This is a genomic window from Rhizobium sp. 62_C5_N11_2, from assembly GCF_051811185.1.
Lineage (GTDB): Bacteria > Pseudomonadota > Alphaproteobacteria > Rhizobiales > Rhizobiaceae > Rhizobium > Rhizobium leguminosarum.
In genome coordinates this window covers 222,590-244,937 of record NZ_JBPWPW010000003.1, presented here as the reverse complement: position 1 = coordinate 244,937, position 22,348 = coordinate 222,590, and the positions used below count along the sequence as shown (strand labels likewise).

Sequence of the window (22,348 nt, the reverse complement as noted above, 5' to 3'; positions counted from 1 at the left end):
AGGCGCACTTGTTCCGTTGATCGAAAGGCTTCTCTCCGCAGTATAGGCAGGCAAGCCGGACTTGCCACGTCCGATCACAAAAAATCCTTCAGAGATAGGGCGACCCTAGCCATAGCACCTTCTCGAGCAGCCGCACCGCGAAGGGTCGCGCCTGCAGCCCGTCAAGTGTCACCGGCGTTGCCGTTTTCAAGGTTTCCTCGATGTGCTCGTCGATCTCGGTGGCGAAGCCCTCGTTCAGCACTTCGAGATCGACCTCGAAATTCAGCCGCAGCGAACGCGGGTCGAGATTGGAAGAGCCGACATAGGCCCAGGTGCCGTCGATCGTCAGCAGCTTCGAATGGCTGAAGCTGCCGGTGGAACGCCAGATGCGGCAATAATTCTTGAGGATCTGATCGAATTGCCCCGTCATCGCCCGGTCGACCAGCACGAGGTTGTTGACCGCAGGCACGACGATATCGACTTCGACGCCGCGCCGCGCCGCTGTCACCAGCGCGCTGATGAGTTCGCGGTCCGGCAGGAAATAAGGCGACATGATGCGGATCGATTGGCGCGCCACGGAAAAGGCGCCCATCAGCATCTTGTGGTTGGTCTCGACGCTGCGGTCCGGGCCGGAGGCGACGACTCGCATCAGGATGGGATCGCCGGGGCTGCGCTCTGGCGGTTCGATGTGCCAGGGCTCGTCGTTCAACAACTCCTGTGTGGAGAAGCGCCAGTCTTCGGCGGCGAGGTCGAAAAGGTCGGCAACGACAGGGCCGGTGACGCTGAAATGCGTGTCGTGAGCAAAGCTCTCGCCCGTCGCCTCCTCGCTGAAGCCCGCCCTGATGTTCATTCCGCCCGTCAGCGCAATTTTCCCGTCGACGATCAGGATCTTGCGGTGGGTGCGCAGATTGGCATAGGGCAGCCTCAAGCCCATGATGACGTTGCCGTTGAAGACGGCAACGGTGACGCCGCCTTCCCTGAGATGGCCGAGAATGCTCGGCACCGAATAACGCGCACCGACCGCGTCGATCAGCACCCGGACCTCGACACCGCGGCTGACCGCCGCAATCAGCGCATCGGCGATGCGAAGGCCGACAGCGTCACGGTCGAAAATATAGGTTTCGAGCAGAATGCTGCGTGTCGCCTCGTCGATATTTGATTTCATCGCCGCATAGGCCTCGTCGCCGGTCTCCAGCACATCGATCGAATTGCCTGTCGTCAGCGGATTGCGCGTCACCCGGTCGCCCAGCGTCTGCAGTGCGGCAAAACGGCGGCCGAACTGGCTGATCACCGTCTCGGCCTCGGCATCGAATGTCTCCAGTTCGTCGAATTCGGCCGCAAGCAGCAGCGCGTCGCGACGGACGCTCAGCGATTTGCGGCGGATGCGGTTGATGCCGGCAATTGCATAGAGCAGCGCACCGATAATCGGAGACAGAATGATGACGCCGACCCAGCCGATCGCCGCGCGCACTTCCTCCTTGGTCATGGCGGCATGGATCGCCGCCGCGGCCCCCATGGCGATCGAAACGACAAAGAGGATATGCGGCCAGTAGGTCGACAGAAGATAGAACATCGCTGGCGAATATAGCCGCGAAATGGCGACGTTCAATCACGCCGCCGCTCTCCCATGACGCGAAATTTCTTACCGTGATCATTTTGCCGGCCCGGGATCGATCGCGAAAAGTTCAGAAAGGGGGGCCTGCGATTTCGAAAGCGCGCTGCCCATTCCCGAATGGGAACAATGCCGGCACAGATCGATTGATCCCGAGGAGATGAGGATCGCCATCATGAACATAGCCGCAAGTGTCGGCCCTGCCTTGGCGCTCGAAGTCGCGGATGCCGCAAGCATTGCCGAACTCCGGCATCAGGCGGAAGGCTGCACCCGTTGTGATCTCTATAGGAATGCCACGCAAATCGTCTTCGGCGAAGGTTCTGTGAAAGCCGAGATCGTCCTCATCGGAGAGCAGCCGGGCGATCAGGAGGATCTGACCGGCAGGCCCTTCGTCGGTCCCGCCGGCCAACTGCTCGATCGCTGCCTGGAAGAGGCCGGTCTCGACCGGCAGCGTTGCTATGTCACCAATGCCGTCAAGCACTTCAAGTTCACGCCGCGCGGCAAACGGCGGCTGCATTCAAAACCGAATGCCGGCGAGATCAGGCGTTGCGCCTGGTGGCTCGGCGCCGAACTCAACATCCTGCAGCCGAAACTCGTCGTGACGCTCGGCGCAAGCGCACTTTATGCGGTGCTCGGGCCAAAGGTGAAGCTGACGCCGCAGCGCGGCCATATCCTGCATCCGACAAACTGTCCACCCGTTCTGGTCACCATCCACCCCTCCTATCTCTTGCGCATCCGCGACGAGGCGGAGCGGCGCCGGCAGCTCCGGGATTTCGTGTCAGATCTGCACAACGCGGCAGAGTTTCGGCCCCAATGAAAGGTCGATTCTCAACCCTAATATGCTGCAACGCGAAATATTCGCGGGTGCAGCGCGATTTCGCTTGAAAGAGTTCCCCTCCTCTGGAACCATCCAAGCAGTATCGCGTTCGAACGACGGCATCATGTGACTGGAGATCAGCGATGGCAGAAACTCGGGAAGAGTGGATCAAAAAACGTGCATACGCCCTCTGGGAAGAAGAGGGCTATCCGACAGGGCGAGATTCCATCCATTGGGAACAGGCACGACACGAGCGCGACACGCTCGAGGGTTCTGCTGCGTCTTCCGACGGCAAGGAAGTCAAGCCCAAGGCGAAGCGCAGCGTGACGGGCAGCAAGACGAACGGCGTCGTGACACCGGCACCGAAACGGACTGCGAGCCGCAAGACGGCGTCCTGAACACCGAAATACCGAGCACGTCGAGAAAAAAGGGCGTCGTCGCGACGCCCTTTGGTCCCCGTTTGTCATATGCCTGAATTAGTTGTGCTTTATGGAATTTCAGAGGTGGGGCTTCCATGCGGGGGTGAACAGAGGCCGGATGACGCTGCAAGCTTTGAGGCTTCCGAAAAAAGTTGAACCTTCGCCCGATAACCGGGAACAAGAAGATACGATGACTGTTTATGGCGGAACGGGGGAAGCTGCCATGAACGACGGTCATACCGAAATCCTCTTTTTAGCCAGCAACCACGCTTCGACCGCGATCGTGTGAGGGATGGAGATGTCGCTCCTCGTCATCGCCGCGCTGCTCTACCTCGGTCTCGCGCTCGGGTTCATCCTTGTCGTCGATAACCTCGTCGGACTGGTTTTCCGCGATCCGCGCGCGCCGGTGCAGTTGGTCTCCGTTTATATCGGCCGAGCCTTCGCGGCATCGCAAAAACTCTATCGAAAATAACAGCCCGCAGGCGCCATCCGTAGACGGCTAAAAGTGTTGAACGCCCTGGCGCATCGAGCTTTGCGCGTGCGAAAGGACGCACAAAGCTCTGGGTTAAGGATATTTCGACCGCGCCCTTTCCCTCCTATCGGAAGCCTCTATGTTGACGGTTTGGAATGGCTGAACCCGAGGTGGCCAACACTCCGGCGCAGCGGACGACAAGGAAGCGATTTTGAATGGGAAGCGTCGGGAACGGCTGGCCGAGAGGCGGCGGCGAAATCGGCGAATTGTTACGGCATCCGGCTTTCCACGCCGTCGGTCTCGGTCCGGTCGAAAGCTGGCCCGCTTCCCTCAAACATATCGCCGAAATGGTGTTGAATTCCCGCCAACCCAAATTCGTAGCCTGGGGTCCGGATCTCGCCTTTCTCTACAATGACGCCTACGTGCCTGTTTTCCCGCAGCGCCATCCCGACGCACTCGGAAGACCTTTCCGCGAGATCTGGGCGGATATTTGGGAACAGTTCTCGCCGATCGTCGCCAGCACGCTCGACGGCAGTTCGCAGCTGTTCAAAGAGCTGCTCATCCCGATGCGCCGCGACGGCCGCACCGAGGACACCTGGTTCACCTTCTCATACACGCCGCTGCGCGACGATGACGGCACAGTCGCCGGCATCCTCTGTGCGGCCCTTGACGTCACCGACCAGGTGTCGGCCAAGCGCGGCGAAGAGACGGCGCTGGAAGAGCTGCGCGTGAAATCGGAGGCGCTTGCGGTCGTCAACCGGGCGGGAGCCGCCATCACCGCCGAGCCCAGTGTCGAACGCCTTACCCAGATTGTCGTCGATGCCGGCGTGACGCTGACCGGCGCGGAATTCGGCGCCTTCTTCTACAATGTCGACGATGGCGAGGGCGGCAGCTATATGCTCTATGCGCTATCCGGTGTCGATCGGAAGAACTTCGAGAAATTCCCGATGCCGCGCAATACCAAGGTCTTCGCGCCGACCTTCGACGGCGAAGGCATCGTGCGCTCCGACGACATCCTGCTCGACCCGCGCTACGGGCAGAATGCGCCACATACAGGCATGCCCAAGGGGCATCTGCCGGTCAGGAGCTATCTTGCCGTGCCGGTGAAATCACGCGACGGCAGCGTCATCGGCGGCTTGTTCTTCGGCCACGGCCAGCCCGGCCGTTTTTCCCAAGCGGCCGAGTCGAGCCTCGTCAGTCTCGCCGGCCAATCAGCCGTCGCGATCGACAATATCCGGCTCTTCCGTGCTGCCAAAGTCGAAATCGACCAGCGCCGCGGCATGGAAGATCAGCTGCGAAAACTCAATGAAATGCTCGAGGTCCGCGTCGCGGCCGAGATTGCCGAGCGTCAGCAGGCCGAAGCAGCACTCCAGCAATCGCAGAAGATGGAATCGATCGGCAAGCTTACCGGCGGCGTCGCCCATGATTTCAACAATCTGCTGCAAGTGATCTCAGGCAACCTACAGCTTCTCGGCAAGGACGTGGCAGAGAGCGGCCGGGCCAGGGAACGCATTTCCAACGCGCTTGCCGCCGTCGAACGCGGCTCGCGGCTGGCAAGCCAACTGCTCGCCTTCGGCCGTCGCCAACCGTTGGAACCGAAGGTCGTCAATATCGGCCGTCTCGTCACCGGCATGGACGACATGCTGCGCCGCGCGCTCGGCGAGGAGATCGAAGTTGAGACCATGGTTTCCGGCGGTCTCTGGAACAGCTTTGCCGATCCCACCCAGATCGAGAACGCCCTGCTCAACCTTGCGATCAACTCCCGCGACGCGATGGATGGCGCCGGCAAGCTGACGATCGAGGTCGGCAACGCCTTCCTCGACGATTCCTACAGCCGCACCCATCCCGAAGTCACCGCCGGCCAATATGTCGTGCTGGCGGTCACCGATACCGGTTCCGGCATGATGCAGGAGGTAATAGAACAGGCATTCGAGCCCTTCTTCTCGACCAAGCCGGAAGGCAAGGGTACCGGTCTTGGCCTGTCGATGGTCTATGGCTTCGTCAAGCAGTCCGGCGGCCACGTGAAGATCTACAGCGAGATCGGCGAAGGCACGACCGTCAAGCTCTATCTGCCCCGCTCGTTCCAGAGCGAAGATCGCATCACCAATATCGACAGTGTGCCGGCAACCGGGGGCACGGAAACAATCCTCGTCGCCGAGGATGACGAGGGTGTGCGCACGACTGTCATCGAGATGCTGACGGATCTCGGCTACCACGTGCTGAAGGCAAAGGATGCGCAAAGCGCGCTCACCGTTATCGAAAGCGGTGCCCATATCGACCTGCTCTTTACCGATGTCGTCATGCCCGGCCCATTGAGAAGCCCGGAGCTTGCGCGCATGGCGCGCGAGCGCCTGCCTGATATCGCCGTGCTCTACACATCGGGCTATACCGAAAATTCGATCGTCCATGGCGGCAGGCTCGATCCTGGTCTGGAACTGCTCTCCAAGCCCTATACGCGCGAGGAACTCGCCCGCAAGATCCGCCACGTGCTTGCCAGCCGGACGCAACGTCGCCAGGGGATGAGCGATGCCGCAGCGCCCGTTCCCAAACATCCCGATATCACCGATGAAAAGTTGAAGCTGCTGCTTGTGGAAGACGACGCCTTCATCCGCATGGATACTGCCGAGATTCTCCAGGATCTCGGTTATGACGTCATCGAGGCTGATAGCGGCGAACGGGGCGTGGAAATCCTCGGACACACCATCGTCGACATCATCGTCGCCGATGTCAGCCTGCCCGGCATGTCGGGTCCGGTCTTTGCCGCCAAGGCGCGCGAGGCCTTTCCATCGGTCGGCCTGGTGTTTGCGACCGGCCACAGCAGCCTGCCGGATGCAAGCCGCCTGTCCGGCTCGGTGCTGCTGTCAAAACCGTTCAGCAGCACCGCGCTCGAACGGGCGGTGAAGACCGCCGTCCAGCAACGGCCTGTTGGCTAGAGCAATTCCAGCAAGAGTGCGCAGCAGTTTTGCGTCCGGAATTGCGTGGAAAAAAGAGATAGAGCATTTCCGTGATTCGGAGAAAAACGGAAATGCGCTAGCCGTCGAACTCGGGATATTTGCGCATCAGATCCACCTCGCTGGTGCAGCTGTCGTCGCGCGCCGCCAGTTCGATCGAGATGGTGTCGGCAGGATCGAGCCGGCCGTCGTCGTGATGACTGTCATCATCGTGATGTCTGCCATTATCGTGATAGACGGGAATGCGCGCGCCGCTCTGGCTGACCAGCACAGCATCCCGCTCGAAACCCCTCTGCAGCAGCCAGTCGCGCCGCGCCATCAGGCGGATGTCAACCTCGTAGGAGTGCCCCTTCCCTTGCTTGAGGCTGACGGTATAGGTGACCGGCGACACCTGGCCGTTCACGTCGATCGCGCCGTTTCCATCGGCTTTGACGATGTGTTTTCCCATGTTCTCGGCTCCTTCTCATGTGCGGCCTGTGCGCAGGCTTTCCCATCGGGAACCTGACAAAACCGGCTTTTGTTCCGAATCCGGGCTTGCAAGCCATGCCCGCAGCCGGAACTTTTGGGCGCCGTACCGGTTCAATCCCTTTGAAAACCAGAGGAGGCTGAGATGCCGAAAGGTGACAAATCCGACTATACCGACAAGCAGAAGCGCAAAGCCGAGCACATCGAGGAAAGCTACGAAGAGCGCGGCGTCTCCGACAAGGAGGCCGAACGGCGTGCCTGGGCGACCGTCAACAAGGAAAGCGGCGGCGGCAATAAATCCGGTTCCGGCCGCGGCAAGAAGGACACGCATGAATCCTCCGAAAAGGGCGGCCGCATCGGCGGCGCGGCGTCCGCCGCACGCTCGAAGGAGGAGCGGTCCGCCTCTGCGACGCGCAAGCGCAACGAACACCATACCCACCACTGATTGGAAATAGGACAGGCGGTGACTTGCCGCCCACCGCATCCAGCAATAGGATTTTCGACATGGCCAAATCGAACAAGAAATGGTCGCAGGACGTTACCGAACACAGCGATGCGATGGACCTGAAGGAAGGCGTGTTCAAATCGGACGATCCGAAGAAGATTGCCCGTTCCGTCAAGCACTCCGCCGAAGAGAGCGATCGCCGCAAGTCGAGCCCTTATCGCACCGCCATGTCGATGCTGACCTTCTACATCAACCGCGCTGGCGACCAACTGACGAAAAAGCGACGCGGCACCCTTGAAAAAGCCAAGGACGAATTGCGAAAAGACTTCGGTCGTCAGCCGAAGGATTGAGCAGCCATGGCATACGAGCTTTATTATTGGGACGGCATTCAAGGTCGCGGCGAATTCGTGCGGTTAGCTCTGGAAGAAGCCGGCGCCGACTATATCGATATCACCCGCCAGCTTGGGCGTGGTACCAGCGCCATGATCGACGTCATGGAGAGTGAAAGCGAACCGCATATTCCTTTTGCACCACCCTTCCTGAAGGACGGCGACCTCATCATCCCGCATGTCGCCAACATATTATTTTCCTCGGTCCGAAGCTCGGCCTTGCGCCTGAGGACGAAGGCCTTCGCCATGTCGTCAACGGCCTGCAACTGACCGTCGCCGATTTCGTCGCCGAAGTGCACGACACGCACCATCCGATCGACATGTCGCTCTATTACGAGGACCAGAAGGACGAGGCGAAGGCTCGCTCAGCCGCCTTCATCCGCGAACGCATTCCGAAATTCCTCGGCTATTTCGAGCGTGTGCTGCGGCAGAACCCGAAGGGTCGCAATCATATAGTCGGCGATGCGCTGACCTATGTCGACCTCTCGCTCTTCCAGGTGATCGAGGGGCTGACCTATGCCTTTCCGAAAGCCATGGCAAACCGCAAGGCGGAATATCCCGCCCTGCTGGCTCTGCATGATGCGGTGGCGAAACGTCCGAACATTGCCCGCTATCTCGCCTCCCCCCGCCGCCTCGCCTTCAACGAGGAAGGGATTTTCAGGCATTATCCTGAGCTGGACAGTGCGGGATGAGGCAAGAGCAATTCCAGGAAAAGTGCGAAGCGGTTTTCCCAGGTAAAGCGCGAAGCGGTTTTGCCGGGAATTGCGTAAAGCAAAAGGATAGAGCCGTTCATTCGAGTGGCACGGCCGCATCAAAGAAATTCCCCCATGGGTCCTTCGGCCGGGTCTCCAGCCGATGCGGCACGTTGCCGAGTGTAAAAGCGGCCGGACCGCTGACCTCGTCCAAATCGGGCCAATCGAGCGGCATCGAAACCGGCGCACCCGATCGTGCCCGCGTCGAATAGGCCGCGACCGCCGTGTTGCCGCGGCCGTTGCGGAGATAGTCGATGTAGATATGCCCGCTGCGTTTTGCCTTCGTCGCGGTTGCCAGATATTTCTCAGGCGCATCGGCCGACATGCTTTTCGCCAGCGAATGGGCGAAATCCTTCACCTCCGCCCAGCCGGCCTTCGGCGCAAGCGGGGTCACCACATGCAGCCCCTTGCCACCTGATGTCTTGACGAAGGCCGCCAGGCCACGGGCTTCCAGCCGCGCCTTCAATTCAAGCGCTGCTGTTATGACAGCGCTCCAGGCTACGTCCTCGCCAGGATCGAGGTCCATGGTGATCATATCGGGTTTTTCCCAATTGTCGGTCGTTACACCCCAGGGATGAATTTCGAGCACGGCCGATTGCACCAGCGCCACGAGACCGTTGAAATCAGCGATGCGCAGCAGCTTTTCGCCGTCCGCATCCTGCGGGTCGGCGATCTCCTCGATATGCGAATTCATGCCCTTCCAGGCATGTTTCTGGAAAAACCGCTGTTGGCTTTTTATCCCGTCCGGCAGACGCAGCAATGCTAACGGCCGATTGACGACATAAGGCGCCATGAATGGCCAGACCGCGGCGTAATAATCCGCCAGCGCCTGCTTGGTTACGCCCTCATCCGGCCAGTAGAGCCGGTCGGGATGAGTCAGCGATACATCTGCTGCCGGCGGATTTCTGGGGCTCATTCTTCGATCTCGCTTGTGAGGAAATCAAGTAGCCTGTTTTCCTCGGCCCGCAAGCCCCGCAGCGGCCCGCTGCCATTCTCGATCAGCGGATGATCGTTGCCCGCGAGCGCGATGATCGCGGGATGGATATAGCTCGAGCGCGAGATCGCCGGTGTGTTGTGCAGCGCCTCGGCTGCGGCTTCTGACATCTGCTTTACCGTCGGCCGGCCGCCGCCGACAATCGTCTCGCGCGCCGCTCCGAAGGCCGCCAGTGATCCGGCCCAGGTGCGGAAGGTCTTTGCCGAAATGGGAATCCCCGATATCTCGGCCAGATAGGTGTTCAACCGGCCGGAATCGATTGGCTTCAGCGCCCCGCTTTCATCCTTCCAGACGAAGAGCTGGCGGCCGGGCAGATCCGCGATCTCCTCCAGGATCTTCTGCAGCCTGGGATGTTTGAGACTGCGCTGGACACGCTTGCCACCCTTGGCGCGGAATTTCAGCTCTATCTGCCCGTCGACGATCTTCAGGTGGCGCTTCAGCAGCGTCGTTGCGCCATAGGTGCCGTTCTCCCTCACATAGGCCTGGTTGCCGACTCGTAGGTGTGCCTCGTCGAGCAGGGTCGTCAAAGCCGCAAGCACGCCGTTGACATCCTCCGCACCGGTGTCGAGATGGCGCAACACGGTGCGGCGTATCCGAGGCAGCGCCTGGCCGAACTCGATCAGCTGATGGAATTTCCCTGCACTTCGGAAGGATTGCCATTCCTTGTGGTAGCGGTATTGCTTGCGCCCGCGCGCATCGAAGCCCGTCGCCTGAAGATGGCCGTTCTCGTAGAGGCAGATCCAGACATTTTCATAGGCCGGCGGCAGACCGAGCGCGCCGATGCGCGCCCGCTGCAATTCGTCAGCAAGCGTCGTGCCGTCGGGCATCACATAGCTGAAGCCCTTGCCCTTCCTTCGTCTGCGGATGCCTGGTTCAGTATCGCTGACATAGACGAGACCAAGGTCGGTGATGGCTTCGGCATTCATGGTCTCTGCTACTTGCTCCTGCGGCCGAACTGGAACCAGCGGCGGCGCTCGGCTTTTGTCGCGCCCTTCGGCGGCTCGGTCTGTCCCTTCGGTGCAAAGACCGCCACGCTCTGGGCATAGACGATGACCGGATTCTCCGGCTCGTGCACCTCGAAGGCATCCGTCTCCGTCCCCGTGTCGAGAACCCTCGACCACTGCTTCAGCCCATTCACGACAGGCAGGTGCACCTCGCAATCGCCGCCGGCATTGAAGATGAGGAAGAGGTCGTCCATCGTCTCGGTGTCTGGGGCATTCACGCTCCTCGAGACATAGACCCCGAGCACCTGCAATCCTTCGTCGTTCCAGGCCCCATCGTCCATGAAATTGCCGTCCGGCTTGTACCAGGCGATCTCGATGCGGCCGTCCTCGGCGGTCTCGCCGGTCAGGAACCGCTCTTGCCGCAGGACGGGATGGGCTTTGCGGAAGGCGACGGCCTGCCGGCAGAAATCGAGGAAGGGGTCGTCGAGCCCCGACCAATCCGTCCAGCCGATCTCGTTATCCTGGCAATAGGCGTTGTTATTGCCGCCCTGGCTGTTGCCCACCTCGTCACCGGCAAGGATCATCGGAACGCCCTGGGAGAGCATCAGCGTCGCCATCATGTTGCGCCGCCGCCGTGCCCGAAGGCTGTTGATGTCCTCGTTATCCGTCACACCTTCGGCACCCATATTGTCCGAATGATTGTCCGAATGTCCGTCCCTGTTATCCTCGCCGTTCGCGTCATTGTGCTTGTCGTTGAAGGAGACCGTGTCCATCAGGGTGAAGCCGTCATGGGCCGACAGCAGATTGATCGATGAGGTCGCGCCGCGATCCGAGTGGTTGAACTGTACCGCCGAGCCGGTGATGCGCTGCGAGATCTCCGACACCATGCCGCCGTCGCCCTTCCAAAAGCGGCGCACGTCGTCACGAAATTTGTCGTTCCACTCGCGGAAGGGATGGGGAAAACCGCCAACCTGATAGCCGCCATCGCCCACGTCCCAGGGCTCGGCGATCAGCTTCACACCGGCGAGGATCGGATCCTGGCGGATGGCGCCGAAGAACAGGCCCTGCCGGTCGAATTCCATATCCTGGCGGCCGAGCGTGCTGGCAAGGTCGAAACGAAAGCCGTCGATATGCATGACGCCGACCCAATAGCGCAGGCTGTCGAGCACCATACGCATCACCATAGGATTGGCGGCATTCAGCGTATTGCCGGTGCCCGTCGTATCGAAGGTGTGGCGTGGATCATCAGGGGAGAGGATGTAGTAGCTGGCATTGTCGAGCCCGCGGAAGGAGAGCGTCGGGCCTTTTTCGCTGCCTTCGGCGGTGTGGTTGTAGACCACGTCCATGATGACTTCGATGCCGGCGGCATGGAACTTCTTCACCATGGTCTTGATCTCGGTGATCTTGTCGCCGGACATGTAGCGCGATTGCGGCGCGAAGAAGCCGAGTGTCTGGTAGCCCCAATAATTGCGTAGGTTGTTTTCCAGGAGATAGCGATCGTCGAGGAAATATTGGATGGGCAGAAGCTCGATCGCCGAGATGCCGAGCTTGACGAGATGGTCGATGATCGGATCGCTGCACATGCCGAGAAAGGTGCCGCGCAGCCGGTCCGGCACCTTCGGATGCGTCATCGTCAGGCCGCGCACATGCGCCTCATAGATGATCGTGTCGGGCCAGGGACGGCGGATCGCCTCTTCACCCGCCCAATCGAAATCCGGATCCTGCACCACGCCCTTGACCGTGAAGGGTGCACTGTCACGCTCGTCGAAGGACAGATCGTCTTCGCCGATCTGATAACCGAACAGCGCGTCATGCCATGTCAGCTCGCCCGTGACCTGCTTGGCATAGGGGTCGAGCAGCAGCTTGTTCGCATTGAAGCGATGGCCGGCGTTGGGATCATAGGGACCGTGAGCGCGATAGCCGTAGACGGTGCCCGGTCCAACGCCGGCGATATAGCCGGACCAGATATCGCCTTCGCGCTTCGGCAGCGGCAATCGCGCCACCTCCTTCTTGCCATCAGGCGAGAAGAGGCAGAGCTCCATCTGTTCTGCATGCGCTGAGAATACCGCGAAATGGGTGCCCGAACCCGTATATTCCGCCCCGAGCTCCGGTTTGAGGAAGTCGAGTTCCGAAAATGAATAGCTCATAATGCCCCGCTCGATAAAAAGACCATGCGGGAAACGTAATGGCGGCTCGAAAGTTCCCTTGGCTCGCAAGGGAAGATCTCTTGAGGAGTCGGAGATTAAGGCATCAACTGTCCGCCATTGACCTCGATAATCTGGCCGGTGATGTAACCCGACAGCGTCGGCGAGGCGAGGAAGAGATAGGCCCCGACGCAATCCTCCGATGTGCCGACGAAGCCCATCGGGATCGATTTGCGCTGCAGTTCCATCTGCTCGTCATTGGTATAACGCTCATGGAAGGGTGTTGCGATAACGCCCGGCGCCACCGCGTTGACACGGATCCTGTCGGCGACGAATTCCTTGGCATGGCCGCGGGTGATCGTCGAGACGAAGCCCTTGGACGCCGCATAAAGGATCGCACCATTGCCGCCGCCATTGCGCGCGGCGATCGAGGTGGTGTTGATGATGAAGCCGCCCTGCTTTTTCAGCCAGGTATGCGCCGCACGCGTGGCCGCCAGCACCGAGCGGGCGTTGAGGTCCATGACCGCGGCATAATGCGCGTCGGTATATTCCGAAGTCGGCTTACGCCCGAGCATGCCGCCGGCATTGTTGATGAGCCCGTCGAGATGACCGAAGGTCTTCGCCGTCTCCTCGACGACACGCTCGGTCTCGCCTTCCCTCGACACGTCGCCCTGGATCAGATGCACCGTGCCGCCGGCAGCCCGGATCTCCTCCGTAAGCTTCTCCGCCGGTTCGCGGCTGGCATTGTAATGCACACCGACCTTGGCTCCTTGAGCCGCAAAGGCGCGGGCGAGTGCCGCGCCGATGCCGGTCGAGGCGCCGGTGATCAGCACAGCCTTGCCGGACAGGTCCGGCAGCTTGATGGATGCGAGCGATTGCGCAAGTTCGACCATGGCGACGATAGCCTCCCGAAAAACCAAGGACATAGGTGATGAAACGAATAGGAGAAGTATCTAGGGGAAATCGACGCAGGGCAATGCACGAAAGAGCGAGATTGCATCGCCATAGAAGCACTACGCGGTCTGCATGCAAGCGGCCATCGTCACCGACGGCCGCCTGAGCTTGCCTGCGAGCACCGGAAGGGGTCTCGCTACGGCGCCACGCCAAAGGCCGGCTGTGGTTTCTGGTGGACGACAGGCGGGAATGCCAGCGCTATTGCCGCAGCCCCCAACCCGACCATTGCGGAGCCAATGAACAGCCAGGAATAATTGCCGAAAGTGTCGAATATCCAGCCGCCGATCAGAGGGCCGAAGGCCATGCCGAGGCTGGAGAGCATCGTTGCAGCACCGAAGACGGTGCCGATGATGCGCGGCCCGAAATATTCCCGCGCCAACACGGCGTAGAGCGGCATCACACCGCCATAGGCGCTGCCGAAGACGATGGCGAGCGCATAGAATTCGCCGAGTTGGCTGACCAAGAGATAGGTGGCAAGTGCTGCCGCCTGCACCAGCAGGCCGGCGACCAGCACCGGCTTCACCCCGATCCTGTCGGCAAGGCTGCCATAGAGAAGCCGGCCGCCCAGTCCCGCCAGGCCCTCGACGCTGTAGATGCTGACGGCCGCCATAGGTGCTACGCCGCAGATGGTCGCATAGTTGACCATGTGGAAGATCGGCCCGGAATGCGCTGCGCAGCAGGCTGAAAAGGTCAGGCCAAGCACGATGAATTGCGGCGATCGAAATACTTTCGACAGCTGCGGCCGGGCGCCGTCGGCTGCGAACTCGGTTCCGGTATCGGCGGTCTCGGCAGGCGGACGCCTGACAAGAAGCGCGGCCGGCACCAGCAGCACCCAGGCCGCGACGCCGATGATCAGCATGGCCGGCCGCCATTCATAGGCCGAGATCAGCCAGCGCGCGAAGGGTGAGATGGTCATCGGCGCGACGCCCATGCCGGCGGAGACGAGCGACACCGCAAGCCCGCGGTTTTCGTCGAACCAAGCGGTCGTCGCCGCGATCATCGGCGCAAAAAACGTGCTGGCGGCCAATCCGACGAGGATGCCGTAGGTCAGCTGGAACTGCAGCAGCGTCTCGGCGCGGCTCGCAAGGACCAGCGCCAGGCCGAGCAGCACCGACCCGATCAGCACGACGACGCGGGGGCCGAAGCGATCGCTTGCCGCACCCCAGAAGAATCCGCCGAAGCCCATGACGATGAAGTTCAGCGTCATCGCACTCGCTATGCCGACATGCGACCAGCCGGTCGCCGTTGCAATCGGCTCCTGGAAAATCGCCAGCGAGAACATCGCGCCGAGCGCAACGCATGTCATCAAAGCGCCCACAGCGACGATGACCCAACGATAGGAAACACTCATGGCTTCATAACCTCCATGCCGACAGAGTGATCGCGACGCATGCGGCAAGCCTGCCACATTTCGCGCCTGCAATCCAAAGACGTTTGAACCGCTGCGAATTCGACAGCGCACTCACATCTTTTTTCGTCGCACTTAGAGGGTACGAAACATCACCAATGCGTCGAGATAGCCCTGCGTAGGGTGAAGGAACACGCCAGGAAGCCGGCCGACAATATCGAAGCCGAGAGACTGCCACAGCGCGACCGCGCGTTCATTGCTGCTGACGACGAAATTGAACTGCATCGCCCGAAAGCCCCGCAAGCGGGCATGCTCCAGGGAATGCTCATGCATCATGCGAGCAACGCCCCGGCCGCTCGCGGCAGCGTCGGTCATGTAGCCGCAGTTGCAGACATGCCGGCCGCCGCCTGCCTGATTGGCCTTGATGTAATAGGTGCCGAGGATCACGCCATTCTCTTCGGCGACGAAGGTCTCGCGGTCCGGTCCCATCCAGTAGGCGAGCGCATCGGCCTCAGTCAGATCGCGATCGAGCGCATAGGTTTCGCCGGCGCGGATGGTCGGACCGATGATCCTCCAGATGGCGCCTTGATCGTTCTTGTCTGCGGGTCGGATCAGCATGCCCGATCTCTAACGAAACCGGGCGCCGCGCGCAACGGGTCGGCAGCCTCCGGCAAAAGCTGGAAGCGTCCCGACCTCAAACTCTTTCAAGGGCGATCGCGATCCCCTGCCCGACGCCGATGCACATGGTCGACAGCGAATATTTTCCGCCGGTCTGCAGAAGCTCGAGCGCTGCCGTGCCGGTGATGCGTGCGCCCGACATGCCAAGCGGATGGCCGAGTGCGATCGCGCCGCCATTGCGGTTCACCCGCGCATCATCATCGGCAATCCCGAGCGCGCGCAGCACCGCCAGCCCCTGGCTGGCGAAGGCCTCGTTGAGTTCGATCACATCGAACTGCTCCGCGGTCATGCCGAGCCGTGCCATCAGCTTGCGCGAGGCCGGGATCGGCCCGACACCCATCACCCTTGGCGGAACGGCGGCAGCCGCGCCACCGAGGATGCGCGCAATCGGCGTCAGGCCATATTTCCGCGCCGCCGCTTCGGAAGCGACGATCAGCGCCGCTGCCCCGTCATTGACGCCGGAGGCATTGCCTGCCGTCACCGTGCCACCTTCCTTCTTGAAAGGCGTGGCGAGTTTCGCCAGCGTTTCGATCGTCGTCACGCGCGGATGCTCGTCCTTGTCGACGACAACAGGATCGCCCTTGCGCTGCGGGATGGTCACCGGGGTGATCTCCTTCGCCAGCCGTCCGTTCGCCTGGGCGGCAGCGGCCTTCGCCTGGCTTCGCACAGCGAATGCATCCTGGTCTTCGCGGCTGACATGATAGTCTGCGGCGACGTTCTCACCCGTCTCCGGCATCGAATCGACGCCATATTGCTTCTTCATCAGCGGGTTGACGAAGCGCCAGCCGATCGTCGTGTCGTGAATTTCCGCCGCCCGTGAAAAGGCCGTCTCGGCCTTCGGCATGACGAAGGGCGCGCGCGACATGCTCTCGACGCCGCCAGCGACCATCAGTTCGGCCTCACCAGAGCGGATGGCCCGCGCCGCCGTGATTACGGCATCCATGCCGGAGCCGCAAAGCCGGTTGATCGTCGTGCCCGGAACGCCGATCGGCAGGCCGGCGAGCAGGGCCGACATCCGGGCGACATTGCGGTTGTCTTCGCCCGCCTGGTTGGCGCAGCCGAAGATGACGTCATCGACAGCTTCCCAATCGACGGCGCTGTTGCGTGCCATCAATGCCTTCAGCGGGATCGCACCGAGGTCGTCGGCGCGCACCTGGGACAGCGATCCGGCGAAACGGCCGATCGGCGTTCTGACATAGTCGCAGATAAAGGCTTCGGTCATGGCTTTTCCTCAGAGTTTGGGCACGACGAGGTCGCCAACCGGCCCTTCGACGTGCAGCGGCGCACCGGTCATCGCCTGCAATTCCTCCTGCGACATCGCCGCCAGCTTCTCGCGCAGAACGAAGCGTCCCTTCACAATGTCGATGACGGCATGGCTGGTATAGATGCGGGTAATGCAGGCGACGCCGGTCAGCGGGAAGGTGCATTTCTCCACCAGCTTCGGTTCGCCTGTTTTGGTGACGTGTTCGGTGATGACGCAGACCTGCTTGGCACCATGCACGAGGTCCATGGCGCCGCCGACTGCCGGCACGCCTTTGCTGCCCACCCGCCAATTGGCGAGGTCACCGCTCTGCGCCACCTGATAGGCGCCGAGGATCGCGACGTCGAGGTGGCCGCCACGCACCATGGCGAAGCTATCGGCGTGATGGAAGAAGGCAGCACCCGGCTTCAGCGTCACCGCCTTCTTGCCGGCATTGATCAGGTCCCAGTCCTCGTCGCCCGCGGCCGGCGGCTCTCCGAAATTCAGGATGCCGTTTTCCGTGTGGAAGATCGCCTGACGGCCGGGCGGCTGATATCGGGCGACCATTTCGGGAAAGCCGATGCCGAGGTTGACATAGGCGCCGTCGGCGATGTCCTGCGCGGCGCGCCAGGCGATCTGCGCGTTGGAAAGCTTGATGTCTTCGCAAGTGTCGTTGGTCATACGTAGGCCACTCCGGCTCGAATGAGCTCTTCTTCCTGCTGGGGATTGGGAACAGTGACGACGCGATCGACGAATATGCCTGGTGTCACCACCTGCTCGGGATCGATTCCGCCAGCTGGCACGATGGATGAGACCTGGACGATGGTCTTCGCCGCCGCCATGCACATCAGCGGATTGAAGTTGCGGGCGGCCTTGTTGTAGGTGAGGTTGCCCTGGATGTCGGCGATCGCAGCCTTGACGATCGCGAAGTCGGCCTTCAGCCAGCGCTCCTGCACGTAATGGCGGCCATCGAATTCGGCGATGACTTTGCCGTCGGCCAGTTCGGTGCCGTAGGCCGTCGGCGTATAAAAGGCCGGGATGCCGGCCCCGCCGGCGCGGATGCGCTCGGCAAGCGTTCCCTGGGGCACCAGCTCGAGCTCGATTTCGCCGGCCAAATATTTGTCGGTGAAGGCGCGCGGATCCGACGAACGCGGGAAAGAGCAGATCATCTTCCGCACCATGCCGGCATCGATCATCGCGGCGATACCGATGCGCCCGTTGCCGGCATTGTTGTTGATCACGGTGAGGTTTTTGGCGCCCTTGTCGATCAAGGCATGAATGAGCTCGATCGGCGCGCCCGAGCCACCAAAACCACCGATCATGACGGTCGCGCCATCTCCGATCTCAGAGACGGCTTCCGCCGTGCTCCCGACTGTCTTGTCCATGCGGGATCTCTCCTTGGCTATGCGAGCGGGAGCTCTCCATCCCGTCCTCTGGCGTAGACATAAAGCGCGGCGGGCCAAGCGGCAATGTATTTGTGCGATATTTGACATTTGTTCATATATCGCACAAAGTGAATGAATCCATTGGAGACTGGACCCATGCGCGAAACGGATTTCGTCAGCGGCTTCGCCCGCGGCCTGAAGGTCATCGAAGCGTTCGGTGAAACACGGCAGCGGCTTTCCATTGCCGAGGCCGCCAAGCTGACGGAGCTTGACCGCGCCACCGTGCGCCGCTCGCTGCTGACGCTTGCCGAACTCGGTTATGCCGATTATGACGGCAAATTCTTCACGCTGACGCCGAAGATCCTGCGCCTTGGCCATGCCTATCTCTCAGCGACGCCGCTGCCGGCGCTGCTGCAGCCGCATCTCGATCATCTCTCGGAAAAGGCCGGCCAGAGCGCCTCGGCGTCGGTGCTCGACGGCACCGACATCGTCTATATCGCCCGCGCTTCGCAGCGCCGCGTCATGTCGATCAATCTCACCCCCGGCAGCCGCCTGCCCGCCTACTGCGCCTCGATGGGGCGCGTTCTGCTCGCAGCCCTTACCGAGAGCGAGGCGCGCGCCATCCTGGCCCGTAGCGAGCTGAAGCAAAACACTGCGAATACCAGGACCGATCCGGATGAACTGATCGCCGAATTCCGCCGTGTCCGCACCGAGGGTTACGCCATCATCGATCAGGAGCTGGAGATCGGTCTCTGCTCCATTGCCGTGCCCATCGACAACGACCGCGGCGAAACGGTCGCGGCGATCAATATCGGCGCGCCGGCCGCTCTCGTGCCGGCGGCGGAGATGAAGGAGCGCTATCTGCCGCTGCTGAAAGAAACGCAGGCCGCGTTGCGGCCGCTGCTGCGGCGGTGACGGTAAGCCTGAAGGGAGAGCGACCCCGGCCAGCGCCGGGGCCGCTCCGATCGGTCAATGCGTCAGGTCCAGCGCAGCAGTCAGGTCGCCCATCGGCGGCCGGTCGTTGTAGCGCAGCGCCTTGTCGCGAGCGACGATGCCGGGCAGCACCGGCAGATCGTAGCGGGCGGTGATGAAGCGGATGATCGACGTCGTGTCGTACTGGGTATGATCGACCATGCCGCCCTTGGCGAAGGGCGAGATGATGAAGGCCGGAATGCGGTTGCCCGGACCCCAGCGGTCGGCCTTCGGCGGCGCGACGTGATCCCAAAAGCCGCCATTCTCGTCATAGGTGACGATGACGAGCATATGGCCCCATTGCGGGCTCTTCTCGAGGTGGGAAACGATATCGGCAAGATGCTGGTCGCCGCTCGAAACATCGGCATAACCGCCATGTTCGTTGAGATTGCCCTGCGGCTTGTAGAAGGAAACCGCCGGCAGCTTGCCGCCGTCGATATCTTTGAGGAAGGCCTCGCCGCCAAGACCGCCATCCCTCAGATGATCCGCACGCGCCTGGGTGCCGGGCGCGAAATTGGCGAAATAGTTGAACGGCTGGTGATGGAACTGGAAGTTCGGCACCGGGGTAGCGTTCTTGCCGTCCAGGGCTGCCTGCCAGGCGCCGCCGTACCAGGCCCAGCTGACACCCTTCAGCGACAGCAGGTCGCCAATGGTGATTTCATGCTGCGGCGGCAGCGTCGTTGCCGCCGCCGGATCGGCATAGGCCGCGTCACCATCCTTGGCCGGCGGATTGGCGCTCGGCTGGTAGGGCGGCTGCATGGTGTTGACGGCGTAGAAGTCAGGCGTCAGCGTGCCGTCGGAGACGAATTTCGGTGCGCCCTCCAGTGCCGACTTCGGGGCATTCTCCGCCACCGTCAGCGACGTACCGTCCGCATCCACCTTGGCGATCGTGGGTTTGGCCGGGCTCTTGTCGGCGTTGGGATAATAGGGCGCGCAGGCGCAGATCAACGCGAAATGGTTGAGGAACGAACCGCCGAAGGCGCCCTGGAAGAAGTTGTCGGCCATGACGTATTTCTTGGCGACCTGCCACATCGGCAGGATGGAGCCGTCGTAATGGCCCATGACCAGGCTGCCGGAATCGGCCCAGGCGACGAACTTGTCGTTCTTGCCGCCGTCGATCTGCATCTGCTCCTGGTAGAAGCGATGCCAGAGATCACGGGTGATGACCGAAGGCGCTTGGGCGAAGCCCTTCGGATCGTCGATCGCGAAGGAGGCGTTGGCGAGATGGGCCGACTGCGCCTCGGTGACGGCAGGCGTCACACCCTTGGCGGTGAGGCCACCCCAGGCCGGCGGCAGTTCGGACAGCGGCTGGCCATCGCGATCGAGCTGGCGTGTGCGATCGGCGGTCGCGTTCGAGAGCCCGTCGGCGCCGGGAAAGCTGCCATAGAGATTATCGAAGCTGCGGTTCTCGGCATAGATGACGACGACATTGTCGATCTTGTCGTAACCGGCCGGCGCCGCATGGGCTGCCGTCGCCACCGCAAACGGCACGATGGCCGATCCGGCGAGACAGATCGAATGGAGGAGTTTCAGTCTTTTCACGGGGGTACCTCATGGCTAGGGGGCGTTGGCTAGAGGGAGCGAAGAACGCTCGGGGGCACCTCGACGCTATTCCGGCCGTCTATCAACTTTGTGACATCAGGGGTTGCCGTGATGCCGCAGTGGGATCGCCGTCATCAATTTGTTGCAGCGAGGTTCGATCATGGCGGAAACCAGTGCTAACTTATTGGAATCCTTATCATGACGACGAAGATCATCTGGCTTGTGCGCTCCGGCTTGGCCGTCGGCATGGGTGCCTTGACGCTTGGTCTTGCCATTCTTCCCCTGCGGCAAAGCAGCGCGGCGACTGCTGTCGGCGTTCATCCCGGACCAATGTCGCGCACTGACGCCTTCGCCCGAGCCGAAACGCTCACCGCACTTGGCCGCAAGATATTCTCAGATCCCTCGCTGTCGGCCTCGGGGCTCCAGGCCTGCGCGTCCTGCCATGATCCCAATCACGCCTTCGGCCCGGCATCGGCCATGCCGGTCGAAATGGGTGGCGAACATCGGGATCAGCCGGGGCTGCGCGCCGTTCCGACGCTGCGTTACCTGCAATCGGTGCCATCCTTCACCGAGCATTATTACGATTCCGAGGACGAGGGCGATGAAAGCGTCGACAACGGCCCGACGGGCGGCCTGACCTGGGACGGCCGGGTCGATCACGGCGCCGATCAGGCGAAGATCCCGCTGCTGTCGCCCTTCGAGATGGGCAACAAGGATGCGGCCGAGGTAGTGGCGAAGCTGCGCAAGGCCGCCTATGCCGACGACATCAAGGCGGCATTCGGCGAGACGGTGTTCGACAATCCTCAGGATGCCTTCGATGCCGCCGCCGAGGCGCTCGCCACCTTCGAACAGAGCGCCCCGGATTTCTATCCCTATTCCAGCCGCTACGACGCTTTTCTCGCCGGCAAGGCGACGCTGACGGCGCAGGAGCTGCACGGACGACAGCTGTTCGAGGATCCGGCCAAGGGCAATTGTTCGAGCTGTCATCTGAGCGAGCCCGCCGATGACGGCGAGCCGCCGCAATTTTCCGATTTCGGCTTCCTCGGGCTCGCCGCACCCCGCAACATGGCGATCCCTGCCAACAACAATCCCAACTATCATGATCTCGGCCTTTGCGGTCCCCAACGCACCGACTTTGCCGGACGCGGCGAATATTGCGGTCTGTTCCGCACCCCGACGCTGCGCAATGTCGCGTTGAAGAAGAGCTTCTTCCACAACGGCTATTTCCACTCGCTGCGCGACGTCGTCTCCTTCTATGCGACGCGCGACAGCGATCCCGGCCGCTGGTATCCCCGCAATGCCGACGGCACGGTTCGGAAATATGACGACCTGCCGCAGGCCTATTGGGATAACCTCAATCAGGATCCGCCCTTCGGCCGAAAGCCGGGCGACGCGCCTGCCCTCACCGATCCCGAAATCGACGACATCGTCGCCTTCCTCAAAACCCTGACCGATGCCGATCTGCAGCCCGAGGCGACCGGGCATTGACCCAGGCCGGTGGACCACGCTTGTGGTGGTATTCAGGTCGAGGCGGGGAAACGCATCTCATGACCCCGATACTCAATGGGGATATGAGCGGCTGTGCCCTGCCAATCGATCGTGACGGCGTCACGACACGAAAGTAGCGAATCCGTCCTACTTTTGGGAATGTATGCGAAACCCATGCTTGCTTGGCAGCGGATGCGGTTAAGCGGTTAATTTGTCAAATGCAGAAGACGGATGGAGCGACTTCCGCTCTCGAGCGGTTTCTGTCGTTCCGGTTTGAGGCTGCTAAGGCGTAGTTGATCCCATTGCGGCTTTTGAAGCTGTAGGCTAGAGACCAGATTCCATTACTGGTATGAGAATC

General features: G+C 61.6%; 21 protein-coding genes and 1 pseudogene. 10 read left to right on the top strand and 12 right to left on the bottom strand.

The features are described from left to right. Positions 1-88 precede the first annotated feature (88 nt). Positions 89-1,552, bottom strand: coding sequence for a phospholipase D-like domain-containing protein (locus AB8B31_RS30235; RefSeq protein ID WP_439007665.1), 1,464 nt, complete (start codon positions 1,550-1,552; stop codon positions 89-91). Positions 1,553-1,766: 214 nt separating this feature from the next. On the opposite strand from AB8B31_RS30235, the gene AB8B31_RS30230 reads away from it, so the two are divergent. The 5 genes from AB8B31_RS30230 to AB8B31_RS30210 all read left to right on the top strand — a co-directional run bounded on the left by AB8B31_RS30230 (position 1,767) and on the right by AB8B31_RS30210 (position 6,232). After that, positions 1,767-2,408 carry a UdgX family uracil-DNA binding protein gene (locus AB8B31_RS30230; protein WP_222286409.1) on the top strand — a complete coding sequence of 214 codons (642 nt, stop codon included), beginning with the start codon at positions 1,767-1,769 and terminating at the stop codon, positions 2,406-2,408. A gap of 143 nt (positions 2,409-2,551) precedes the next feature. Continuing rightward, positions 2,552-2,806 (top strand): DUF2934 domain-containing protein, encoded by a 255-nt coding sequence (locus AB8B31_RS30225; RefSeq protein WP_018448499.1) that lies wholly within the window; start codon positions 2,552-2,554, stop codon positions 2,804-2,806. 139 nt (positions 2,807-2,945) lie between these two features. Further along, positions 2,946-3,116, top strand: coding sequence for a hypothetical protein (locus AB8B31_RS30220; protein ID WP_439007635.1), 171 nt, complete (start codon positions 2,946-2,948; stop codon positions 3,114-3,116). Between the two features lie 9 nt (positions 3,117-3,125). Further along, positions 3,126-3,299 carry a hypothetical protein gene (locus tag AB8B31_RS30215; protein ID WP_003548963.1) on the top strand — a complete coding sequence of 58 codons (174 nt, stop codon included), beginning with the start codon at positions 3,126-3,128 and terminating at the stop codon, positions 3,297-3,299. Between the two features lie 215 nt (positions 3,300-3,514). Continuing rightward, complete coding sequence (locus AB8B31_RS30210; protein WP_439007634.1) at positions 3,515-6,232, top strand: response regulator; 2,718 nt, start codon at positions 3,515-3,517, stop codon at positions 6,230-6,232. 97 nt (positions 6,233-6,329) lie between these two features. Here the strand turns inward: AB8B31_RS30210 and AB8B31_RS30205 are convergent, their stop codons facing one another. Further along, entirely contained in the window at positions 6,330-6,698 is a 369-nt protein-coding gene (locus AB8B31_RS30205; protein WP_439007633.1) for a hypothetical protein, read from the bottom strand. A gap of 162 nt (positions 6,699-6,860) precedes the next feature. Between AB8B31_RS30205 and AB8B31_RS30200 the strand changes: the two genes are divergently transcribed. The 3 genes and pseudogenes from AB8B31_RS30200 to AB8B31_RS30190 all read left to right on the top strand — a co-directional run bounded on the left by AB8B31_RS30200 (position 6,861) and on the right by AB8B31_RS30190 (position 8,241). Continuing rightward, positions 6,861-7,160 carry a plasmid stabilization protein gene (locus AB8B31_RS30200; RefSeq protein WP_439007632.1) on the top strand — a complete coding sequence of 100 codons (300 nt, stop codon included), beginning with the start codon at positions 6,861-6,863 and terminating at the stop codon, positions 7,158-7,160. Positions 7,161-7,219: 59 nt separating this feature from the next. Next, positions 7,220-7,510 carry a DUF3175 domain-containing protein gene (locus AB8B31_RS30195; protein WP_439007631.1) on the top strand — a complete coding sequence of 97 codons (291 nt, stop codon included), beginning with the start codon at positions 7,220-7,222 and terminating at the stop codon, positions 7,508-7,510. A gap of 6 nt (positions 7,511-7,516) precedes the next feature. Beyond that, a pseudogene (locus AB8B31_RS30190) lies at positions 7,517-8,241 on the top strand (glutathione S-transferase). A 97-nt stretch (positions 8,242-8,338) separates the two neighbouring features. Here AB8B31_RS30190 and ligD read toward each other — a convergent pair. From ligD to AB8B31_RS30145, 9 genes are all read right to left on the bottom strand, one after another. Continuing rightward, the gene (ligD, locus tag AB8B31_RS30185) at positions 8,339-9,217 is read right to left on the bottom strand and encodes a non-homologous end-joining DNA ligase (protein WP_439007630.1); all 879 of its coding nucleotides are present in this window, start codon (positions 9,215-9,217) and stop codon (positions 8,339-8,341) included. Continuing rightward, positions 9,214-10,221: a DNA topoisomerase IB gene (locus tag AB8B31_RS30180; RefSeq protein WP_439007629.1), complete on the bottom strand. Its 1,008-nt coding sequence runs from the start codon at positions 10,219-10,221 to the stop codon at positions 9,214-9,216. Before AB8B31_RS30180 ends, ligD begins: the two co-directional genes overlap by 4 nt. A gap of 8 nt (positions 10,222-10,229) precedes the next feature. Next, entirely contained in the window at positions 10,230-12,386 is a 2,157-nt protein-coding gene (gene glgX, locus AB8B31_RS30175; protein WP_222286392.1) for a glycogen debranching protein GlgX, read from the bottom strand. A 95-nt stretch (positions 12,387-12,481) separates the two neighbouring features. After that, the gene (locus AB8B31_RS30170; protein ID WP_439007628.1) at positions 12,482-13,276 is read right to left on the bottom strand and encodes an SDR family NAD(P)-dependent oxidoreductase; all 795 of its coding nucleotides are present in this window, start codon (positions 13,274-13,276) and stop codon (positions 12,482-12,484) included. A 197-nt stretch (positions 13,277-13,473) separates the two neighbouring features. Further along, complete coding sequence (locus AB8B31_RS30165; RefSeq protein ID WP_247265264.1) at positions 13,474-14,688, bottom strand: MFS transporter; 1,215 nt, start codon at positions 14,686-14,688, stop codon at positions 13,474-13,476. Between the two features lie 132 nt (positions 14,689-14,820). Continuing rightward, the gene (locus tag AB8B31_RS30160; protein ID WP_439007627.1) at positions 14,821-15,303 is read right to left on the bottom strand and encodes a GNAT family N-acetyltransferase; all 483 of its coding nucleotides are present in this window, start codon (positions 15,301-15,303) and stop codon (positions 14,821-14,823) included. A gap of 76 nt (positions 15,304-15,379) precedes the next feature. Further along, a complete protein-coding gene (gene pcaF, locus AB8B31_RS30155) occupies positions 15,380-16,585 on the bottom strand; it encodes a 3-oxoadipyl-CoA thiolase (RefSeq protein ID WP_168277764.1) in 1,206 nt (401 codons plus the stop codon). A 9-nt stretch (positions 16,586-16,594) separates the two neighbouring features. Beyond that, a complete protein-coding gene (locus AB8B31_RS30150; protein ID WP_168277766.1) occupies positions 16,595-17,284 on the bottom strand; it encodes a 3-oxoacid CoA-transferase subunit B in 690 nt (229 codons plus the stop codon). Further along, positions 17,281-17,988 carry a 3-oxoacid CoA-transferase subunit A gene (locus AB8B31_RS30145; RefSeq protein ID WP_439007625.1) on the bottom strand — a complete coding sequence of 236 codons (708 nt, stop codon included), beginning with the start codon at positions 17,986-17,988 and terminating at the stop codon, positions 17,281-17,283. Before AB8B31_RS30145 ends, AB8B31_RS30150 begins: the two co-directional genes overlap by 4 nt. 156 nt (positions 17,989-18,144) lie before the next feature. On the opposite strand from AB8B31_RS30145, the gene AB8B31_RS30140 reads away from it, so the two are divergent. Next, positions 18,145-18,903: an IclR family transcriptional regulator domain-containing protein gene (locus AB8B31_RS30140; protein ID WP_168277770.1), complete on the top strand. Its 759-nt coding sequence runs from the start codon at positions 18,145-18,147 to the stop codon at positions 18,901-18,903. A gap of 54 nt (positions 18,904-18,957) precedes the next feature. Here AB8B31_RS30140 and AB8B31_RS30135 read toward each other — a convergent pair whose 3' ends face one another. Further along, positions 18,958-20,502, bottom strand: a complete 1,545-nt coding sequence (locus AB8B31_RS30135) for an acid phosphatase (protein WP_168277772.1) — start codon at positions 20,500-20,502, stop codon at positions 18,958-18,960. A 198-nt stretch (positions 20,503-20,700) separates the two neighbouring features. Here AB8B31_RS30135 and AB8B31_RS30130 point away from each other — a divergent pair, with 198 nt between their 5' ends. Beyond that, positions 20,701-21,990 carry a cytochrome-c peroxidase gene (locus tag AB8B31_RS30130; protein ID WP_439007624.1) on the top strand — a complete coding sequence of 430 codons (1,290 nt, stop codon included), beginning with the start codon at positions 20,701-20,703 and terminating at the stop codon, positions 21,988-21,990. The last annotated feature ends 358 nt before the right edge of the window (positions 21,991-22,348 follow it).

What these genes read in the sequence shown, in the direction of transcription:
- AB8B31_RS30130 (WP_439007624.1), top strand. Translation starts at nt 20,701, where the DNA reads ATGACGACGAAGATCATCTGGCTTGTGCGCTCCGGCTTGGCCGTCGGC.
- AB8B31_RS30145 (WP_439007625.1), bottom strand. Translation starts at nt 17,988, where the DNA reads ATGGACAAGACAGTCGGGAGCACGGCGGAAGCCGTCTCTGAGATCGGA.
- ligD (WP_439007630.1), bottom strand. Translation starts at nt 9,217, where the DNA reads ATGAGCCCCAGAAATCCGCCGGCAGCAGATGTATCGCTGACTCATCCC.
- AB8B31_RS30170 (WP_439007628.1), bottom strand. Translation starts at nt 13,276, where the DNA reads ATGGTCGAACTTGCGCAATCGCTCGCATCCATCAAGCTGCCGGACCTG.
- AB8B31_RS30200 (WP_439007632.1), top strand. Translation starts at nt 6,861, where the DNA reads ATGCCGAAAGGTGACAAATCCGACTATACCGACAAGCAGAAGCGCAAA.
- AB8B31_RS30220 (WP_439007635.1), top strand. Translation starts at nt 2,946, where the DNA reads ATGACGCTGCAAGCTTTGAGGCTTCCGAAAAAAGTTGAACCTTCGCCC.
- AB8B31_RS30150 (WP_168277766.1), bottom strand. Translation starts at nt 17,284, where the DNA reads ATGACCAACGACACTTGCGAAGACATCAAGCTTTCCAACGCGCAGATC.
- AB8B31_RS30165 (WP_247265264.1), bottom strand. Translation starts at nt 14,688, where the DNA reads ATGAGTGTTTCCTATCGTTGGGTCATCGTCGCTGTGGGCGCTTTGATG.
- AB8B31_RS30205 (WP_439007633.1), bottom strand. Translation starts at nt 6,698, where the DNA reads ATGGGAAAACACATCGTCAAAGCCGATGGAAACGGCGCGATCGACGTG.
- AB8B31_RS30195 (WP_439007631.1), top strand. Translation starts at nt 7,220, where the DNA reads ATGGCCAAATCGAACAAGAAATGGTCGCAGGACGTTACCGAACACAGC.
- AB8B31_RS30235 (WP_439007665.1), bottom strand. Translation starts at nt 1,552, where the DNA reads ATGTTCTATCTTCTGTCGACCTACTGGCCGCATATCCTCTTTGTCGTT.
- AB8B31_RS30230 (WP_222286409.1), top strand. Translation starts at nt 1,767, where the DNA reads ATGAACATAGCCGCAAGTGTCGGCCCTGCCTTGGCGCTCGAAGTCGCG.
- glgX (WP_222286392.1), bottom strand. Translation starts at nt 12,386, where the DNA reads ATGAGCTATTCATTTTCGGAACTCGACTTCCTCAAACCGGAGCTCGGG.
- AB8B31_RS30225 (WP_018448499.1), top strand. Translation starts at nt 2,552, where the DNA reads ATGGCAGAAACTCGGGAAGAGTGGATCAAAAAACGTGCATACGCCCTC.
- AB8B31_RS30140 (WP_168277770.1), top strand. Translation starts at nt 18,145, where the DNA reads ATGCGCGAAACGGATTTCGTCAGCGGCTTCGCCCGCGGCCTGAAGGTC.
- pcaF (WP_168277764.1), bottom strand. Translation starts at nt 16,585, where the DNA reads ATGACCGAAGCCTTTATCTGCGACTATGTCAGAACGCCGATCGGCCGT.
- AB8B31_RS30180 (WP_439007629.1), bottom strand. Translation starts at nt 10,221, where the DNA reads ATGAATGCCGAAGCCATCACCGACCTTGGTCTCGTCTATGTCAGCGAT.
- AB8B31_RS30210 (WP_439007634.1), top strand. Translation starts at nt 3,515, where the DNA reads ATGGGAAGCGTCGGGAACGGCTGGCCGAGAGGCGGCGGCGAAATCGGC.
- AB8B31_RS30160 (WP_439007627.1), bottom strand. Translation starts at nt 15,303, where the DNA reads ATGCTGATCCGACCCGCAGACAAGAACGATCAAGGCGCCATCTGGAGG.
- AB8B31_RS30215 (WP_003548963.1), top strand. Translation starts at nt 3,126, where the DNA reads ATGTCGCTCCTCGTCATCGCCGCGCTGCTCTACCTCGGTCTCGCGCTC.